The 15,707-nt window shown below is 68.4% G+C and carries 14 protein-coding genes and 3 pseudogenes; 9 read left to right on the forward strand and 8 right to left on the reverse strand.

What is annotated here, in order from left to right; all coding sequences use genetic code 11:
• Positions 1-95: 95 nt before the first annotated feature.
• The 3 genes and pseudogenes from CLM62_RS34110 (at position 96) to CLM62_RS53255 (ending at position 2,036) form a co-directional block, all read left to right on the forward strand.
• Positions 96-806: a hypothetical protein gene (locus CLM62_RS34110; protein WP_095753754.1), complete on the forward strand. Its 711-nt coding sequence runs from the start codon at positions 96-98 to the stop codon at positions 804-806.
• Between the two features lie 136 nt (positions 807-942).
• Positions 943-1,437 (forward strand): annotated as a pseudogene (locus CLM62_RS34115) (LysE family transporter); the annotation flags it as partial.
• Positions 1,438-1,634: 197 nt separating this feature from the next.
• Positions 1,635-2,036 carry a transposase gene (locus CLM62_RS53255; protein ID WP_179382349.1) on the forward strand — a complete coding sequence of 134 codons (402 nt, stop codon included), beginning with the start codon at positions 1,635-1,637 and terminating at the stop codon, positions 2,034-2,036.
• Positions 2,037-2,358: 322 nt separating this feature from the next.
• On the opposite strand, the gene CLM62_RS34130 is transcribed toward CLM62_RS53255, so the two are convergent.
• Both CLM62_RS34130 and CLM62_RS34135 read right to left on the reverse strand, forming a co-directional pair.
• Positions 2,359-3,519, reverse strand: a complete 1,161-nt coding sequence (locus tag CLM62_RS34130; RefSeq protein WP_095753756.1) for a CU044_5270 family protein — start codon at positions 3,517-3,519, stop codon at positions 2,359-2,361.
• Positions 3,516-4,046, reverse strand: coding sequence for an RNA polymerase sigma factor (locus CLM62_RS34135; protein ID WP_095753862.1), 531 nt, complete (start codon positions 4,044-4,046; stop codon positions 3,516-3,518). The genes CLM62_RS34130 and CLM62_RS34135 overlap by 4 nt, the downstream gene beginning before the upstream one ends.
• A 386-nt stretch (positions 4,047-4,432) precedes the next feature.
• On the opposite strand from CLM62_RS34135, the gene CLM62_RS34140 reads away from it, so the two are divergent.
• The gene (locus tag CLM62_RS34140) at positions 4,433-5,317 is read left to right on the forward strand and encodes an LLM class flavin-dependent oxidoreductase (protein WP_095753757.1); all 885 of its coding nucleotides are present in this window, start codon (positions 4,433-4,435) and stop codon (positions 5,315-5,317) included.
• A gap of 96 nt (positions 5,318-5,413) precedes the next feature.
• Positions 5,414-5,833: a VOC family protein gene (locus CLM62_RS34145; protein WP_095753758.1), complete on the forward strand. Its 420-nt coding sequence runs from the start codon at positions 5,414-5,416 to the stop codon at positions 5,831-5,833.
• A 35-nt stretch (positions 5,834-5,868) separates the two neighbouring features.
• Here CLM62_RS34145 and CLM62_RS34150 read toward each other — a convergent pair whose 3' ends face one another.
• Positions 5,869-6,096, reverse strand: a complete 228-nt coding sequence (locus CLM62_RS34150; protein WP_373559215.1) for a hypothetical protein — start codon at positions 6,094-6,096, stop codon at positions 5,869-5,871.
• A 78-nt stretch (positions 6,097-6,174) separates the two neighbouring features.
• Between CLM62_RS34150 and CLM62_RS34155 the strand changes: the two are divergent.
• Positions 6,175-6,561, forward strand: a pseudogene (locus CLM62_RS34155) (LOG family protein); the annotation flags it as partial.
• 37 nt (positions 6,562-6,598) lie between these two features.
• Here CLM62_RS34155 and CLM62_RS34160 read toward each other — a convergent pair.
• Positions 6,599-6,759: pseudogene (locus CLM62_RS34160) on the reverse strand (transposase); the annotation flags it as partial.
• 247 nt (positions 6,760-7,006) lie between these two features.
• Between CLM62_RS34160 and CLM62_RS34165 the strand changes: the two are divergent.
• Positions 7,007-8,320, forward strand: coding sequence for an ISL3 family transposase (locus CLM62_RS34165; protein WP_095753760.1), 1,314 nt, complete (start codon positions 7,007-7,009; stop codon positions 8,318-8,320).
• Between the two features lie 252 nt (positions 8,321-8,572).
• Here CLM62_RS34165 and CLM62_RS34170 read toward each other — a convergent pair whose 3' ends face one another.
• The 3 genes from CLM62_RS34170 to CLM62_RS34180 form a co-directional block, all read right to left on the reverse strand.
• Complete coding sequence (locus CLM62_RS34170) at positions 8,573-9,046, reverse strand: hypothetical protein (RefSeq protein ID WP_095753863.1); 474 nt, start codon at positions 9,044-9,046, stop codon at positions 8,573-8,575.
• A 75-nt stretch (positions 9,047-9,121) separates the two neighbouring features.
• Positions 9,122-10,804, reverse strand: a complete 1,683-nt coding sequence (locus tag CLM62_RS34175) for an immunity 49 family protein (protein ID WP_095753761.1) — start codon at positions 10,802-10,804, stop codon at positions 9,122-9,124.
• Positions 10,805-10,989: 185 nt separating this feature from the next.
• The gene (locus CLM62_RS34180) at positions 10,990-11,409 is read right to left on the reverse strand and encodes an ATP-binding protein (RefSeq protein WP_095753762.1); all 420 of its coding nucleotides are present in this window, start codon (positions 11,407-11,409) and stop codon (positions 10,990-10,992) included.
• A 226-nt stretch (positions 11,410-11,635) separates the two neighbouring features.
• On the opposite strand from CLM62_RS34180, the gene CLM62_RS34185 reads away from it, so the two are divergent.
• Both CLM62_RS34185 and CLM62_RS34190 read left to right on the forward strand, forming a co-directional pair.
• Positions 11,636-12,487 (forward strand): helix-turn-helix transcriptional regulator, encoded by an 852-nt coding sequence (locus CLM62_RS34185; RefSeq protein ID WP_095753763.1) that lies wholly within the window; start codon positions 11,636-11,638, stop codon positions 12,485-12,487.
• Positions 12,488-12,495: 8 nt separating this feature from the next.
• On the forward strand, positions 12,496-12,693 hold the full coding sequence (locus tag CLM62_RS34190) for a DUF397 domain-containing protein (protein WP_095753764.1): 198 nt from the start codon (positions 12,496-12,498) through the stop codon (positions 12,691-12,693).
• A 22-nt stretch (positions 12,694-12,715) separates the two neighbouring features.
• Here CLM62_RS34190 and CLM62_RS34195 read toward each other — a convergent pair whose 3' ends face one another.
• Positions 12,716-15,340 carry a SpoIIE family protein phosphatase gene (locus CLM62_RS34195; protein ID WP_095753765.1) on the reverse strand — a complete coding sequence of 875 codons (2,625 nt, stop codon included), beginning with the start codon at positions 15,338-15,340 and terminating at the stop codon, positions 12,716-12,718.
• Between the last annotated feature and the right edge of the window lie 367 nt (positions 15,341-15,707).

Genomic DNA, 15,707 nt, shown 5'->3' on the forward strand with positions numbered 1-15,707 from the left:
GAACTGACCGACGGACCTCCCAGCACGGCGGCCATCCTGCGGGCAACGGAAAAGCGTTCGACCGTCCGAGCCGGGACAAGCCATGATCCGTATTCGTGACGACGCCGAAGCAACTCATAATCCGGGCTGCCGCCCGCAACAATGCCGAGTGGTGCGCGGCGATGAGCCGATCGCACGGCTTGATGAGCGAGTTCGGGCTGCAGGCTTGGGCCGCCCCGGCCCGCACACCGCTGTACTACCCCGACGCGGTGACCCTCGTGCCAGGCGTCGACCCGGCCGTGCTGGCGGCCCGGATAGACACCACCGCGGCCGGCGCCTCCGTCAAGGACAGCTTCGCCGACCTCGACCTGACCGAGGCCGGCTTCCACGTCCTGTTCGAGGCGCAGTGGATCCACCGCCCGGCGAGTGCACCCGCTATCGCGTCGGATCTTGCCTGGGGCGTGGCCACCGACCCGGACATGCTGCACGCCTGGGCGTTGGCCTGGGACGACGGGAACCGCAACGCGGACCTCTTCCGGCCCGAACTGCTCGACGACCCGGCCACGTTCGTACTCGCCGGACGGTCCGCCAGCGGCCGGGTGGTCACCGGAGCGGTGGCGAGCCGCAGCGACCAGGTGGTCGGAATCTCCAACGTCTTCGCACCGGACGGCGGACCCGATGCCGCCTGGCCGGTCGTACTGGAGGCGGTGCACCGGCTGTTCCCCACCTTGCCGGTGGTCGGCTATGAGCACGGCGATGGCCTCGAGGCCGCCATGCGCCATGGCTTCGAGCCAGTCGGTCCACTGCGGATCTGGCTGCACGGATAGACCGGCCTCAGAGCGGTCCGAACCCGCCGTTCACGACCTCCGTCCCCATGGGGAAACGTGACCGCGAAGGTGGGGAATTACCTGAGGCTGAACCCACCTGAGGTGGGGAATTCCATGACCGTCGACAGCGGTCCAGGTCGGCTCGCTTGTGGGCGATGCTGTGTGGGCGGTGCTCGGCCTGGCAGGCGTGGGGGTGCTGTTCGCGGTGCCGGCCTTGCGCGTGCCACTCACGGTGACCGGGTGCTTGCTGCTGGCCTGGTTGGGGGCAGCGGGCCTGCGCGACGCACTCGCGCGGAAGGTGGCCTACCCGAAGGCGCAGCCGTACGACAAACAGGACCGCAAGGCCATGGCTGTGGGAGCGGGCATGTCGCTGGCGAACCCATGGAACGTCGTCTACTGGTCGGGGGCGGCCGGTGGAGTGGGCCCCGTCCTGGGCTCGAGCGGCACGACCGAGCTGGGCGTCTTCTTTGCCGGGTTCATGGCCTCCTCAATGCTGTGGTGCCTGATCTCGGCGGGGCTCATCATGATGCCGCGCAGGGCGCTGCCGTCAGTGGCCGTACGTGCGCTCGAAGCCTGCTGCGGTGTCTCGCTCCTGGTCTTCGCGATTCTCCAACTGTGCCGGCTCATGTGACGAGCGGTGCGCGGGGAGATCTGAGTAACTCGGGGTTACCAGACCGTCCGAGTATCAGGAGGCTCTGATGTCGCATGCCCAGTCGTGCGATTGCCTCACGCACAGTTTCAGGAACGCGGTCACGGCAGACGCCGACGTCGGCGCCGAAGACGCGGCTACAACGGCGGCAAGTAGACCAACGGCCGCAAGGGCATGTCGTGGTCGACACGCTCGGCCTGCCGCTGGGTGTGATGGTCACCGCCGCGGACACCGGTGACCGCGCCGCCACCCAGGTCCTGCTGCGACAGGTCGCCGACGCGCACCACCAGCCGGCCCTGGTCCGGGCCGACGGCGGCTACACCGGAAGCCTCGTCGAGTACTGCCTCACCGCTCTCGTGCTGGTCCACCAGCGCCAAGGCCATGGTCTCGTCGAAGACCCTGCTCATGACCCGCCGCCTGGCCCGGCCACGCCTGCAGCCAGCATGAACCGGCCCGGCTGCTCGGCCAGCCAACCGCGCGCGACCAGGCGCTTCGCCTTCGACCGCAGCGCCTCCATCCGCGCCGGCACCACGTCCATGCCCAACACTGCGGCCATCTCCTGGCAGGTCAGCAGCCGTTGACGGGCCCGGGCCCGGGCCCGGCCCGGGCTGCGAGAGCTTGCAGGATGCGCCGGTAGTTCACCGACAGCACCGACCAGGGCACCCCCTCACGCCGCATCGGGCATCTGCGACTTCGGCTTCGGCTTCGCCGCATCCGCCACCTGCGACGCTTTTCCGGTCAGCTCCGCGCCGCCCGGCACGGTCAACCACCGATGGCATCCACGACCTCCCTGGGAGCGACAGCACGACAGGCGCCAGCAAACAGTCAGGACCACAGCAACGTGAGCAACACACCCGACTCCTGGTGACGCTCCGCCGTGATCTACCAGGTCTACCGGCAGGCTCAGCGAGCCGCCTCCGCGTCCGGCTTGTCGACCGGAACGGAGCGCAGGTCGGCCGGCGGGTCGCTGTAGTCGGTGTTGAACGGCGGCGCCTCGTTGGTCCACTTCATCGTGAACGTCGTGTAGTTCAGCAGGTCGCCCTTCTCTCTGCCGTCGCCGCTGCGCGTGGACACCATCTCTTCGCCGAGCGGCATGCCCGTCGACTCATCGAAGATCAGACGGCGTTCGACGCCGGGCGCGTACTCGGCGGTGAGGGCGACGGCGTAGCCGGTGCGGCCGGCGTGGTCCTTGACGTCGCCGAGGGAGCGCACGCCGGGCTCTGCGGCGAGGAGGCGGTAGGCGGCGGCGCGCAGGGCCGGGGTGGACGGCAGGGTCGTGGCGAGCTGGACGGCGTCCTCGACGACTATCCGGTCGAGGGTCCATTCGGGGCCGTTGTAGTGCTTGTCGACCAGTTCGAAGAGGCGCTTGCGGAGGGCCTTGGCATCGGTGGGCAGCGTGGGTAGGAGGCGCAGGGGAACCTCCCCCATCGGCACGCTGTCCGCGATTCCACCGGGGGCGTCGTGGTCGAATTCGCCCTTGCCGGCGTAGGTGTAGATCTCGTCGGCGTCGTTCCCCAGGTCCCACGACCTGGGGGAACCGTCCGCCTTCCACGCCGCTTCATCGGCTTTCGTGGACGGACGAGCCCCTGTGTCCAGCGACTGCGACCAGTACTTGTTGCCGGTGGTGGCCGTCCACCACCGCTGCTCGCCGCGGACGTCGATGCTGTAGTTCTTGCCAGGCACCTTGTAGCGGTCTGCGAACTCTTTCTCCACGTACCAGTACTTGCCCGAGCCGGCTGGTTGCTGCTCGACGCTGGAGGCGGCAGCGAGAAGGATTCGGCTGCCCGAGCCCAACGTCGCGGAGGGCGCGGGTCCCGGCTGCTCCGACGCTGTGCCGGTGATCACCACAGCCGCGACCGCCGTCGCCGTGGCCAGGGCGAAACCGGACAGGAGGGGGCGGGGCACCCTCCGCGTGCGGGCGACGGCGCGAGCCCTGCGCGACGCGCGCGGAAGGCTCATGAATGTTGCGAGCTCCTCCTGCCGAACCTGCGAGGGTGTGGGGAGGCCGGGGTCGAGGTGGGCGGGGCGGGCGGCGGCCAGGCGCTGCAGGACGTCGTTCTTCACCGAGCTTCCTTTCCTACGGTGATCCGGGCTCGGGTGGACACTCGCCGCGCGGTTGCGACCTCCTGCATGAGCGGGGAGGCCGACGCGGCCTGGTTGAGGCGCATACGCGCCCGGTGCAGACGGACCCGCAGCGTGATGGGCGAGCAGCCGACCACGCTGGCCGCCTCCGCCGGGGTCAGTCCCTGCCACGCGGAGAGGATGAGCAGTTCGCGATCGTCCTCCGGCAGCGTGGCCAGCGCCTTGAGCAGCGCGCTGCGCTCGGACACGTCCTCGGCCACGTCCGCCTCGGCCTGGTCCGTCCAGGCCCCCAGCTCGGCGGCAAGCATCGCGCGCCTGGCCTCCGCGCGGATGCTGTCCCGCAGGATGTTGCGGGCGACCCCGAGCAGCCATGGCAGCGGCTGCTCCGGCACGTCGTCCAGCCTGCGCCAGGCCACGGTGAACGTCTCGCTCACCACCTCGTCGGCGACCTGCCGTCCCGCGCGGCTGACCACGTAGGCCCACACGCGTTGCCGACAGCCGTCGTACATAGCGGTGAAACGATCCGCGTCGTCGTCGGGCACTGCCGCACCTCCTGTCCCTCCCGGTGTGTTCTGTCATCGAGTAGTGGTCCCGGTCAGGCGACCGTTACAGCAGTACGCCGGGAAAAACGCCCAAGGAGCGAGGCATGCGTCACACAGAGCGCGCAACGAACCCCGAGCGAACACCCCAACGTGTCGGCCGACGCCTCGGCGTCCTCCTACTGCGAGACATCGAAGAAACATGGCTGCACGGGACCGCGGTTCTGGCGCCGGACATACCCTGCCCTACGAACAAGCGGTACGTGCCCCGCACTTCGGCGACCACCGGTGCCGACGCCCTGAACGCTTGACCGGAGCGTTGATCACTCACCAGCACTGGGCATAGGTTTCAGCACGTGACGAACGTTCGAATCGGTGTGATGTACGACCGCGACTGGGCCCCGGAGGGGTTGCCGGGGTTCGCGCGGGATGTCGAGGCGCTGGGAGTGGACGACCTGTGGGTGGTCGAGGACCTCGGATGGTCTGGGGGGATCTCGGCCGCCTCCCTGGCGCTGGGAGCGACGGAGCGGCTGCGTGTGGGCATCGGGATCATGCCTGCGCCGTTGCGCAGTCCGGCGTTGCTGGCGATGGAGTTGGCGACGCTGACGCGGGTGTTCCCGGGGCGGCTTGTTGCCGGGATCGGGCATGGGGTGCCGGAGTGGATGGCCTCAGTCGGCGTCGCGGCGCGGTCGCCGCTCGCCCTGCTGGAGGAGACGATCAGCTCCGTGCGCGCGCTGCTGCGCGGGGAGCGCGTCGAGCTGGAAGGTCGGGAGGTGCGGCTGGCCGGCATCCAGATGGTGCATCCGCCTCTTGAGCCGCCCCCGGTAGTCGCGGGCGTGGTGCGGCCCCGCTCGCTGGAGCTGTCCGGGCGAGTCGCGGACGGCACACTGATCGCCGAGGGCCACGGCCCGCATGATGTGAAGAGCGCTCGGGCGTTGGTCGACAAGGGCGGAGCCTCTGCCGACCATACTCTGACGGTGCTCGCCTTCTGCTGCGTGGGCGACGATGCCGAAGAGGTGGCGCGGGCGCTGCGGCCCTGTGTCGAGGGCCACGGCGCCTGGCTCGGCCGCTCGCCGGAGCAGGTATTCACGGTCTCGGGCACGGCTGAAGAAGCTGCCGAAGGGGTCCGCGCGCTGGAGGTGGCCGGAGCGGGCACGGTCGTGTTGCGGATGGTCGGCCCTGAACCGGTGCGGCAGCTCGGGACCGTTCTGAAAGCCCTCGGGCGCCAAGCTCTGAACTAGTAGGGCCTGTTGCGAAAGTCGATCTTGCCCCGCTCCGACTGTGGGTGTCCCGAGGGCTTCGGCTCGTTGTCAGTGGCCCGGTCTAGGGTGCCGATCATGACTGCTCATTCTGAGAAGAGCTTGTTCTCGGGGCTCGGCCGTATGGTTGTCCTTGTTGACGACCTCGATGCGGCCCTGGCCTTCTACCGCGGCGCTCTCGGTTTCTGCGTCCTGCACGACCAGACGGCAGATGGTTATCGCTACTTGCATATCGGAGTGCCCGGCCAAGAGGCGGTCGGCCTCTGGCTCATGACCGCCACCAGCGACCAGGAACGCGAGCTGATCGGCAATCAGTGCGGCGGTCAGCCTCTGCTCGTCCTGTACACCGCCGACCTGGATGCGGTCCGCCAACACCTGCGCGGGCGCGGGGTGCGGGTATGGAACGAACGGGAAGACGCCGACAGCCGGTCGCTGCACCTGGCCGACCTGTACGGGAACGTGATCATCGTGGCGCAAGTGCGCGACCCGGCAGTGTGATGCTGCCTGTCACAGCCATTCGTTGATGACGGCGATCAGCACCGTCGCCTCGTAGCGGACGGCCAGCTTGTCGTATCTCGTGGCCACAGCCCGGTGCCTTTCAGGCGGTTGATCCCGCGCTCCACGGTGTGCCGCTCGCGGTAGTCGATCTTGTCGAACTCCCGCAGGCGGCCACCGCGTGAGCCGCGTTTTTGACGGTTGCGGACCTGGTCGGCTTTCTCCGGGATCGTGCAGCCGATGCCGCGTTTCGAGGATGAGGTCATCGCCCATTACCTTCGTCGTAGAGCCCGGTTCGGGTTCGTGGCCATCGGGGCCGGTATGACTCGTTGCCCCTGTCCTAGGCCGGCGGCAGGCTGGTGGGGATATCGGTCGAGCTGCTCGCCCACACCGTATATCAGGGCGCCGACGAGATCGTGATAAGCCCGGACCTGGCCACCCGCAAAGCCGAGCTGTTGGCGCGCGCCGACGCGATCATGGTGCTGGTCGGCGGGCTGGGGACCCTCGACGAGGTCACCGAAATCCTCGAACTGAAGAAGCACGGCTTGCACACCAAGCCGGTCATTGTGCTGGACACCGAGGGCTTCTACGACGGGCTGCGTACCCAGCTGGCCCGAATGGAAGCCGAGGGCTTCCTTCCCCAGCCCCTGGACGAACTGGTCTTCTTCACCGAGGACGCGACCGCCGCACTCGCGTTCCTGGAGGCCGCGGGCGAGGCATCCGCCGCCTGACGCGGTCGGAAGAGGCCATCGGTACACATCTGCTCACCCGCATGGACAGGCCGGGCAGGTAGACAACCTTGCAGCCGACGTGCCTGGCGACCTTCAGGGACAGGGCGCCGATCGAGGCGGGCTGGTCCACAATCACCAGCACGTTGCCGAACGTCGCCCGGCCAGCTTGTCGAACACGGCCCGCAACTTCGGCTCGCTGGCCCATCTCAAGGCAGCGTCGTTGGATCAGGGCAATGCCCCTCTCTCCAATGATCGTCTGACGCGACACGGTCTTGCGATCAGCCAAGGCGGGTCTTCGAACTTGAGCGTGGTCTGGTCTCGGGTGGCCTGCCGCACCGTCACTGACGGTCAGAAGAAGGGGAGTTGGGCCCTGGATGCAGGAAGCCCGTGGTCGTAAGTGATCATGACTGTTCTCTACGCAGCTTAATCACCTGGACACACGGGCTTGGACAACAATACGACGTTGCTGCTCGACCTGGACGGCCTAGCCGTGGCCAAGGTCGAGCGGCTCACGGACGGCACCCGGCGGGTGCACCTGACCACCGCGGACGAGGCTGCACGGGCCTGCCCCTCCTGCGGGGTATTCGCCTTACGTGCCAAGGGCTTCGTACAGACCCGCCCACGGGATCTGCCCCACGGCGAGCGGGGACTGGAGCTGGTGTGGCGCAAGCGACGCTGGTACTGCACCGAGCCGGCCTGCCCCCGGAAGTCCTTTACCGAGCACGTGAGCCAGGTCCCGGCCGGGGCCCGGATCACCGGGAGGCTGCGGAACGCGGCCGGACGGCGGGTACGCGATGCCGGTTCCACGGTCGTCCAGGCCGCCCGGGACCTGGGCCTGTCCTGGCCCACGGTGATGCACGCCTTCCATTCCGCCGGACAGGAAGTGAGTGCCGCGGCTCTCGAACCGGTCGAAGTCCTCGGTATCGACGAGACCCGCCGGGGCCGCATGCAGTGGCGGCAGAACCCGCAAACCAGCCGTTGGGAGCCCGCGGCCGACCGCTGGCACACCGGCTTCGTGGACGCCTTCGGTATCCAGGGCCTGCTCGGGCAGGTCGAGGGTCGCGCTCCCTCCGACGTGCTGGCCTGGCTCGCCACGACGCCGCTGCCCTGGCGCCGGCAGATCCGCTACGTCGCGATCGACATGTCCGTCGGCTACCGCGCTGCGATCCGCACCGGGCTGCCCCATGCCCAGGTCGTCGTCGACCACTTCCACGTGGTCCAGCTCGCCAACAAGATGCTGAACATCGTCCGGCGGCGGACCACTGCCACCCTGCGCGGCCGGCGGGGACGGGCATCCGACCCGGAATGGAAAGCCCGGCGTCGACTCCTGCGCAACCGCGAGGACCTCACCGACGCCCAGTTCAGCACGATGTGGAACGCACCGATCGACGCCGGGACGATCGGGATGACGCTGCTGACCGCCTGGATCGCCAAGGAACGACTGCGGGACCTGCTCGCATGCGCCCGCACCGGCGCCGACCGCCACCTCATCGGCCACCTGCGGTTCAAGTTCCTGACCTGGTGCGCGGACTCCGAGATCCCCGAAGTCCGCCAACTAGCCGTCACAGTGGACCGCTGGTGGCCCGAGATCGCCGCATTCATCGCCACCGGACACAGCAACTCCAAAAGCGAAGGCATCAACCGCGTGATCAAGCTCGTCGCCCGCGCCGCCCACGGCTTCCGCAACCCCACCAACCAACGCCTACGCACACGCTGCGTCACCACCCGGCGAGCCCGTGGACACCTCTACCCCGCCTAACTTCGAAGACCCGCCAAACCAGCCAGGCGTGCAGGCGAGACGCGACCGCGCCCCCGCAGCACGACATTGACCAAGAAGCGGGCGGCCCAACAGTGCCCATTCAAGCCGCGGCCAGCTCACACCACACGTACACCAACGCCCCCCGGCCCCCTCCTCCAGCTCCATGCCCTCATCCGCGGAGAGTACGGCGGCTTACGGTAACCCCACGCAGGTCGTTCGAGGATCCACAACTCTCCCTGCAGAGACCGTAATCTACGGCCACACGACCCCGCCATCTCGAACGACGAGCGGCTCGAACCGGTCCGATTCATAGAACCTGATCCAGCCCAGGTGAATTGTCCCGGCCTTGACGCAGTGCCGGTCATCCGCCTTGGTGGACAGCCAGGTGAGGAGTTCGGCAGTGCTGTCGAATTGGTCGGGGTGGATCTCCTGCCGAATAGTCAGGGCCCATGCACCGTTCGTACGGTCTTCCGGCCGCACCAGTACCGACGTAAGCGCCCCATTCACCTTCCAAGCGTCGCCATGCTGCCCTAGAAGAGGCACAGGACGGTCCTCTATGACGGGTTCGCCGGCGTCGTCAACCACCACGATCGGAAACTCGGACACGATGCGGAGAATCTCCGGCATGGGTCCCAGGCCAAGATGCCACCGCAGCTCCGCGAGTTCCGCGTCGGACAGGCCCTCGCGCAGGTTCAGCACGATGGAGAGCTCAAAGATGTCAGCCATAGCGGTGACGCTATCGCCTGGGTATGACGAGGCCACCAGCGACGGCATGCCTGCACGCAGGCAAATGGCTTGCCGTCAGGGAATGTCCTCGATCCGTTCGCGATTGAGGAGACAGGCAGGCAGATACGGCTGCTTTGGGGCGACAGGGAAGCCATAGTCGTAAGCAAGGCACGCCATCGCGAGCGGTCCGAGCGCTGCCCGGGCACGCGGCGCCGCCGATTCCCCCCAGTAGCCGCCGTGTTCCGCGAGGGCTTCGGCAAGTGTCTTGGCGAAAGTGTCGTGGTCCCGTGCGATGATGCGGTGGAAAAGAGCGACCGGCTGGTAGTCGATCCCGTTCACGAACTCCAGCGGCGCGTGGGTCACATCGTCGTGCCCGGACGTCTGCATGGTGGCGACCAGTTTCTCCACAACCCCGTCCATGGAGTCGCGTTCGGAGAAATAGGTCTGCAGCGTGTCGATCCAGTTCAGGACGTACTCGTCGGCGGAGTCGTCCTGCCGCAGCGTCGCGAGCGGCACTTGGCACAGCCGGAAGATCCGGTCCATCTGGCGGCATACGACCGCCAGGTAAAGGGCGTCGAGCCACGCACGGGCATCCGCGGGCGGTGCGGCAGGCGTGGCGGGCAACTGCCTGACAAGGCCGTCGCCCAGGTGGCACTCCTGCGCCTGCGCGCCGGTGAACAGCGCGCACCCGAGTTGCAGGGCCGTGGCCCACGCGTCCCAGGTGGCGACGTGCGCCACGTCGGGATCAGCGGCGCAGCGTGCGAGGGCCAGCGCGAGGGCGGAGTCGAAGGCGTCGCCCAGTCCTGCCGAGTTCTGGGTGAGGCGGGCTATCGACTCGGCTGTGGTGTGCGTGAGTTCGGCAAGGTCCGGAGCATCGGTCGCGGTGCGGGTGGCGAGACGACCGGCGCGGTCGAGGCGGACCAGACCCTTCATCAGACCGAGCAGTTGCGATGGCGGCCGCAGGGAGAAGGTCCGGGTGTCCCGGTCGATGACCGTGAGCGATGTCAGTCTGCCGCGGTGCCACCAGTAGACCCGCGGGGACAGCGCACCAGGTCCGTCCTCGTAAGCACCCAACGCGTACGAGGCAAGACTGTTGATCGCATCGACCACGGATCCGTCGGCGATCGGGTGGTACACCAGGTTGTGCCGGCTCGGCACGACAACGAGGGCACCGGCGTGCGGGAGCGACTCGCCGGTGACCTGCAGGACCACTTGGGACAGAAACAGCGCCTTGCTGGCCACGAACGGGGAGTCACCGTAAAGGGAGTGCAATCTCGCTCCTCCCTCCATGGGCACTTCCTCATGCTCGACCGGTACCCGCACAAGGTTCGCGCGCCCTGCCTCTCCCAGGGCCTCGAGCCCGGCGCGCTCCACATCTTTGTCGGTGAGGATCCGCACACTCGTCGGCCCATCGAGGGCATAGACGAAGACGAGTCCGTCAGCCACCACACGCCCGTAGCGCAGAACGTCGGCGAGTTCAGGGGCGAGTGACTCGACGGGCAGGAGCCGGGCATGTGCATCCCGCAGCAGTTCCTCAGCACCCTCGCCGCCCCCACTGGCCTGCCGCAGCCTCGCGAAGTGAGCGGCCACCAGGTCGGGCCAGCGCTCCTCCCGAAAATTGCGGCACGCGTGCGCCAGGTCGTGCAGGGAGTGGTCGTGACCGTCCTGGAGGTACGGGGCGGTGAGCGCCCGCAGGTGTGAGGCCTGCGCGGAAGTCAGCATCGGGAGGCTGGAGTCGGGAGCGTCGTCTGATTTCATCCCCCGCGACTCTACGAGGCACGCGCGACCGCGTCCAAACAGTCAGTCGGGCTCTGTTCCTTCTGGTCCCGCCGGACCCCCGCTTTCCCGGCCGTCCGCTCGCTTCTCCCCGTGCTGGAGCGCCCTTGACGCGGCTCGCGGAAGCACGACACTGACCAAGAAGCGGGCGGCCCCACGGCACCCGTTCAAGCCGCGGCCAGCTCACACCACACGTACTTACCCCGGTTGCCATGTCTCGCCAGCGGATGCCACCCCCACAGATCAGCACACGCCCGCACCAACGCCAGCCCCCTCCCCTCCTCCAACTCGACCCCCTCATCCAACGGCCTCGGCGGTTCCGGCGGCTCAGGATCGGCATCCCACGCCCCGATCCGCAGCACCCCCGCCGACCAGGACACCCGCAGGGCGGCCGGCCCCTTCGTATGGCGTACGGCATTGGAGACCAGCTCCGCCGCGAGTAGCTCGGCGACGTCGACCAGGCCGATCAGTCCGTGCATCGTCAGGATGAGGCGGAGGGTACGGCGGCTTACGGTAACCGCGCGCAGGTCGTTCGGGATGTAGAGGCAGTACTCCCACGGTTCGCTTTCGTTTTCGGTTTCGGGCATGCGTCAACTCCGTTCGGTTAGAGGGGGGTTGCGGCCGACCGGCGGTGGCAGTGCCGCCCCCGTCATGGCAGGACGGTGCGGTGCGCTTCCGGGACCCCGGCATTCCGCAGCGTGTGCGTCGCGTCACCGACGGTAGGGCCACAATTTGGGACGACGCAAGTCGTTGCCGTAATCTTCCCCTCGAACGAGGCGCTGCTCCAGGGCAGTTGAGCGCAAGGAGGAAGACGTGGCGCGCAGAAAACAGCCCACCGCACGCCAGGAGCGACTAGGTGCTGAACTGCGCAAACTGCGCGAGGCCGCAGGACTCAAGGGGCGCGAAGCCGCCGCACTGCTCGGAACGGACTCGGCTCAGATCAGCCAGATCGAGTTCGGCACGGCGGGCGTGAGCGAGGAGCGCGTACGACGACTTGCCGCTCAGTACTCCTGTACGGACGAGGAGCTGATCGAGGCCTTGGTGGCGATGGCGACCGATCGGACCGGCGGCTGGTGGGAGGAATACCGAGGCCTGCTACCCACTTCGTTTCTGGACCTCGCCGAGTTGGAGTACCACGCCACATATCGACTCGACGTGGAGTTCCTGCACGTACCCGGTCTGCTCCAGACGGAAGACTACGCCCGCGCCATCTTCTCGTACCGCGTTCCCGAACTCCCCGACAGCGACCTTGGGCTGCGCGTGCGCCACCGCATGAAGCGCAAGCTGATCATCGAGAGACCTGTTCCTGTGCCGTACGAAGCGGTGATCCACGAGGCAGCCCTGCGCATCAGGGTCGGCGACCGGGCTGCCGCACGCGCTCAGCTCACCCGCATCCTGGAGTGCTCCGAAGCGCCCCACATCACCGTGCGCGTCATCCCCTTCGACCTGGACGGCTTCGCGGGAGCCACAAACATCATGATGTACGCAGGCGGTGCCGTGCCCAAGCTGGACACAGCCGTACGCGACGCGCCTCAAGGCGCGGCGTTCATCGATTCCGAGGCCCAACTCAGTGCATTTCGAACGCTCTTCCGTAAAGTGGAGGCTGCGTCACTTGACCCCGAGCGGTCGCGTGACTTCATGCACAGGCTGGCGAAGGAGTTGTGAGGCGCACCATGGTCACCCCTGACAACTGGCAGAAGTCGTCCTACTCGGGAAGCGGTGACGGCAACAACTGCGTAGAGATCGCGAACCGCCATACCCGCATAGCGATACGCGACTCGAAGGCCACGACCGACCGCATGCTCACCATCCCAACCGAGGCCTTCACCGCCTTCGTCGAAGCCCTGAAGACCCCCAAGACCAAGCCCTGAGCCCGGAGCCCCGCCGCGCCCGTCAGAACAAACTCAACAACGCCTCCGCCGGATCCACCATCCCGCTCTCCCCGTCCGGCAACGGCAGCTCGAACCACACCGTCTTCCCCCGCGGCGTCCGCCGTGACCCCCACGCCGCGCTGAGAAGCCCGACCAGTTGCAGCCCGCGACCCCCCTCGTCCGTATCGCGGGCGCGACGTCGGCGCGGCTGGACCAGGCCCGCGTCCCAGACCTCGCACACCAGCGTGCGGTCCAACAGCAACCGCAACCTGATCTCACCCTCGCCGTACCGCAACGCATTCGTCACCAGCTCGCTGACCAGCAACTCGGTCGTGTCGACCAGCGGTTCGAGGTCCCACGACAGCAACTGCCCCCGCGCGTACTCCCTCGCCCGGCCCACGCTGCGCGGCTCGCGCGGCAGTGTCCAGTCGCCGACCGAGTCGGTGGGCAGGCCCTGGACACGTGCCATCAGCAACGCGATGTCGTCCTCGCCGTGGTGGGTGTCGAGGGTGTTGAGGACGTGGTCGCAGACGTCCTCCAGGGGGCGGGAGGGGTCCGTCAGTGCCCCTACGAAGGCCTGAAGGCCCTCGTCCAGCGGATGGTCGCGGGATTCGACCAGTCCATCCGTGTAGAGCGCGAGCAGAGCACCCTCGGGGAGTTCGACCTCCACCTCCTCGAAGGGTTCACCCCCTACCCCGAGCGGCATGCCCGGCGGCACGTCCAGCATCAGCGCCGTCTCGCCGGGCTCGACCAGCACCGGCGGCAGATGACCCGCGTTGGCGAAGGTGCAGCGCCTGGTCACCGAGTCGTAGACCGCGTACACGCACGTAGCCAGGTACACCTCGGACAGGTCGGCCTCCCGAGGGCGGCGGGCTGCACGCGTGGCCTGCTGGACACCGCCCGGCGCCCCGAGCCCGCGCGCGATCTCGTCCAGCGCCGAGAGCACCTCCGCCGGTTCCAGATCCAGCAACGCCAGCGTTCGTACGGCGGAGCGGAGTTCGCCCATCGCGACCGCTGCCCGAAGGCCTCGGCCCATCACATCTCCCACCACCAACGCCGTACGGTGGCCCGGAAGTTCGATGACGTCGAACCAGTCGCCGCCGACCTCGCTCGGCCGGTCGGCGGAGGAGTTGCCGGGCAGGTAGCGGCAGGCGATGTCGAGGCCGGAGGCCACCGGGTCGCCGGGCGGGAGCAGGGACCGTTGCAGTATCAGCGCGCGCTCGTGCTCGCGGCGGTAGAGGCGGGCGTTGTCGATGCAGACCGCCGCCCGTGCCGCCAGCTCCACCGCCAGGTCCCGGTCCCGGTCGCCGAACGGCTCGCTGCCCTTCGTACGGGAGAACTGCGCCAGTCCTACGACCGTGTCGTGGGCGACCATCGGCACGGCGAGCGTGGACTGGACGAGGCCGCCCTCCTCGGCGGGGACGTACCGCGGGCGGGCGGTGCGCAGGGCGTCCGCGCAGGGCGAGTTGAAGGGGTAGTGGTGGACCGCGCCGACCGCGACCGGCTTGCCGGAGCCGGTGAAGGGCGCGTCGGAGACGGCGCTGGCGAAGGCCACGCGGCGTAGTTCCGCGCTGCCGTCGGCCAGGCCCGGCGGGGTCTCGTCGCCGGCCAGGAGGCCCTGGTAGAGGTCGACGGTGGCCAGGTCGCAGAAGCCGGGCACGACCACGTCGAGGAGCTCGCGGGCCGTGGTCTCCAGGTCGAGGGAGTTGCCGATGCGGGCGCCGGCCTCGTTCAGGAGGGCGAGGTTGCGGCGGGCGGCGGCGGCCTCGCGGGCGGCGGCGCGGCGCGAGGTGATGTCGAGTCCGAGCCAGGCGACGCCGATGGGACGGCCGGAACCACTGTGCACGCGGTAGAGATTGACGGACCAGTGGCGGCGCTCCTCGGAGCCCGGCACGAAACCCGTGATGTGCATGTCCGTGATGGAGCTGCCGGTTTCCAGCACCCGGCGCAGGGTCGCGGCGACCCGCTCGGCCTCGGGGCGCTGCAGGTAGTCGTGGACGCCGCGGCCGCGGTGGTCGTCGGGACCGCCGCCGAAGGTGTTGGCGAACTGCTGGTTGACGCGGCGTACCCGCAGGTCGGTGTCGATGAGCAGGAAACCGAACGGAGATTGGCCGAAAATGGACTGCGACGCGGCGAGGTCGGTCTCGATGCTGCGCAGGGTGCGGACGTCGACGACGATGCAGACGGCGGCCTTCTCGCCGTCCTCGGTCCGCGTCGGCATGACATAGACCTCGGCGAGGCCCTGCCGGCCGCGCTCACCGTCCGCCGTGTCCGGGATCCGGAAGGGGACGACTCCGGTCCACTCCCGGCCGTCCAGGATCTCGGCCATCTTGCGCTGGCCCTGCTCGCGCAGGTCGGGGTCGATGAACGCCTCTATGGGGTCCATGCCGACCGCGTGCTCGGCGGAGATGCCGAAGAGCTGTTCGGCGCGCAGGCTCCACTGGTCGACCAGCCCGTCGGGGCCGATCGAGAAGGACGCGACCTTGATGTAGTCGTAGATGGAGCCGGGCGGACTGCTCTGCCACATGGCGTCAGCGGGCGGCACATCGCCCGACGCGGCTTCCGCCACGGCATCACCCGTGGCCCCTGCCCTCGCGCCGTCCGACGGGTCCTCGGACTCCGTGGCCTTCGCTGGTATCTCGCTCACGCGAACCGTCCCCTCCAGCTCACCGCGTCCGGCACCGGTCACCGGCAGCGGCTGCCCGCAGTATCCAGCACTACGGCGCCGCACAACACGGTGTTCACGATCACAGCACGGTCCCGATGGTTTTTGGACCGGACCGTGACAACACCTACAGTCTTCTAACCAGCGGACACGTCGTCGAATCACATCCGCGGACAACCGCCACTGGCCTGAACCAATCGCTGGACAGTGCGGACGTGGACGTACAGCCCTTCCGCGGACGGATCGTTCATCCCGGTACCGCGAGTTGGAATCTCCCGCTACCGCGGGTTGGTATCTGCCGCACCCGCGGGTTGGTATCTGCCGCACCCGCGGGTTGGTGTCTCCCACT

It is taken from the genome of Streptomyces sp. SA15 (assembly GCF_002291145.1).
GTDB lineage: Bacteria > Actinomycetota > Actinomycetes > Streptomycetales > Streptomycetaceae > Streptomyces.

What these genes read in the sequence shown, in the direction of transcription:
- CLM62_RS34190 (WP_095753764.1), top strand. Translation starts at nt 12,496, where the DNA reads ATGGTCACCCCTGACAACTGGCAGAAGTCGTCCTACTCGGGAAGCGGT.
- CLM62_RS34150 (WP_373559215.1), bottom strand. Translation starts at nt 6,096, where the DNA reads ATGACCTCATCCTCGAAACGCGGCATCGGCTGCACGATCCCGGAGAAA.
- CLM62_RS34145 (WP_095753758.1), top strand. Translation starts at nt 5,414, where the DNA reads ATGACTGCTCATTCTGAGAAGAGCTTGTTCTCGGGGCTCGGCCGTATG.
- CLM62_RS34135 (WP_095753862.1), bottom strand. Translation starts at nt 4,046, where the DNA reads ATGTACGACGGCTGTCGGCAACGCGTGTGGGCCTACGTGGTCAGCCGC.
- CLM62_RS34175 (WP_095753761.1), bottom strand. Translation starts at nt 10,804, where the DNA reads ATGAAATCAGACGACGCTCCCGACTCCAGCCTCCCGATGCTGACTTCC.
- CLM62_RS34170 (WP_095753863.1), bottom strand. Translation starts at nt 9,046, where the DNA reads ATGGCTGACATCTTTGAGCTCTCCATCGTGCTGAACCTGCGCGAGGGC.
- CLM62_RS34180 (WP_095753762.1), bottom strand. Translation starts at nt 11,409, where the DNA reads ATGCCCGAAACCGAAAACGAAAGCGAACCGTGGGAGTACTGCCTCTAC.